Annotated in this window: 1 protein-coding gene; it reads right to left on the reverse strand. The window is 58.0% G+C overall.

Annotated elements, in window-relative coordinates:
* Nucleotides 1–40 precede the first annotated feature (40 nt).
* Nucleotides 41–2,065, reverse strand: coding sequence for a phosphoenolpyruvate carboxylase (locus tag HKN37_08530; GenBank protein NNE46691.1), 2,025 nt, complete (start codon nucleotides 2,063–2,065; stop codon nucleotides 41–43).
* Nucleotides 2,066–2,091: the final 26 nt, after the last annotated feature.

A 2,091-nucleotide genomic window follows, 5' to 3' on the forward strand; every position in this document is an offset into this window, starting at 1 on the left:
AGGAGAGGAAAGGGTTCAGGCGCGCCGCGTAAGTGACTGCTTACCCCGTGCTCTGCATGGCGGCTGCGATGCCGTTAATGCTGAGAAAAAGCGCTCGCCGAACAGGATCGACGTCTTCCGACTCCGCCGCTCTGTAGCGTCGAATCAAATCGATCTGCAACAGATTTAGGACGTCGGTAAACGGGTTTCTGAGGCGAATCGAATTGCTGATCACCTCGTTATTTTCCAGAAGCGAGTCCTGTCCCGTGACGGCGAGTATGGATTTCTTCGCGAGCGAGAAATCCTTCTGGAGGACCTCATGGTATCCAGCTTCGCCGGACTCCGAGACGGCCAGATCGGCATAACGTCTGGCGACCTCCAGCCTGGCTCTCGCCATCTCGCGCTGGGCACTGTCGATGACCGCAGCAAAGAAAGGCCAGGACGTGTACAGACGCTGAAGATGTGACATCTGCGGACTATCGTCTGCCATCTCAAGTGCAGCTCCCATTCCATACCACCCGGGTACGATGTAGCGGACCTGGGTCCATGAAAACACCCACGGGATCGCTCGGAGGCTCTCGAAGTCGACCTCATCCGAACTCTTGCGAGACACCGGACGCGACGCTATCGGCAGCCGGCTGATGTGTTCAATGGGCGTAATCCTGGTGTACCAGAACCAGAGCTTTTCATCCGTGATCAGCTCGCGGTACGCGGCCATCGATGTTGTTGCCAACGCCTCCATAAGTTGGACGTCCTGTTCGTCTGGTCTAAACGTATCTCTCTCGCCCTTCATCGCAGCGGCTGTCGAAAGGATTGTAGCATTGACGATCTGCTCAAGGTGCCGGTGAGCGATATCAACGAGGGAGTATCGAAAACTGATAACCTCTCCCTGCTCCGTGAAGCGGATGCGACCCGACTGCGATGATAGCGGCATGGCCATGATGGCTTGATTGGCACGGCCTCCGCCTCGGCCCACCGTACCCCCGCGCCCGTGGAAAAGGCGAAAGTCCACCGAGTATTCGCGACAAATCGCGCCGAGGCTGTTCTGGGCTCGATACAGTGCCCAGTTTGCCATATAGAATCCGCCATCCTTGTTACTGTCCGAGTAACCGAGCATCATCTCCTGCAGGTTACTCCTCGCGTCAAGATGCAAGCGATAGATCGGATTCTGGAACAGGTCGTCCATGAACTGGTCAGCGCCCGCAAGATCATCGATCGTCTCGAACAATGGCACAACGTCCAGGGCCGTCTCGACTTTTCCTGCCACGAGTCGCCAGAGTCCTACCTCTTTCCCAAGAAGCATTACTTCGAGCAGATTGCTCACCGAATGCGTCATCGAGACGATAAAGCTGCCGATGGATGCGGGGTCCCTGTGTACCAGTTTACGTATCACCCGGAACGTCTCCAGCACGTCGCTCGCGGCTTCCGGTAGTCGTGACGCAGACGAAAGAAGAGGTCTGCGGTTCTGCAGTTCACGAGTCAACAGCTCCCGCTTTTCGGTCTCCGGGAGATCGGAATATTCTTCCGTGACACCGGCCTCTTTTAATACGGCTGAGACCGCCTGCCGGAGAATACCCGAGTGCTGTCGGACGTCCAGAGCCGCGAGGTGGAACCCGAAAGCGCGCGCCCGATCCAGCAATTCTACGAGCCGACTCGCGTTGGCGAGATCGCCTATGCCGCTCTCTGCGAGACCCTGACGCAGCAGCTCCAGGTCGTTGACGAACGCGTCGGCCGTGTAGACGGCGTCCGGACCACTCCGGGCGCCTTCGTCGATGATGTCCTCGCCGAGCAGATGCCGAACTCGTGCCATCATGTAGCTGATCTTGAGTCGGTATGGCTCGTGGGCATACAGGTCGACCACGATGGCCGGCAACTGTATCCGGTCTGTATCTCGAGAAATGGATTCGGCCAAACTGGCAGGGATCGGGGCCTGCCGGTCCGAAACGCTGAGATCCCGCCGCAACAGGCGCAACTCCGCCAGATACATTTCAAGGGCGGTCTTCCGATGGACTTCAGCCGTTCGCAGGGTGACGTCCGGTGTCACGAAGGGATTGCCATCTCGATCGCTTCCAATCCATGACCGCATTCGAACCACGGGCCTCTGGTCCACAT

It is taken from the genome of Rhodothermales bacterium, assembly GCA_013002345.1.
Taxonomy (GTDB): domain Bacteria; phylum Bacteroidota; class Rhodothermia; order Rhodothermales; family JABDKH01; genus JABDKH01.

What these genes read in the sequence shown, in the direction of transcription:
- HKN37_08530 (NNE46691.1), bottom strand. Translation starts at nt 2,065, where the DNA reads ATGCGGTCATGGATTGGAAGCGATCGAGATGGCAATCCCTTCGTGACA.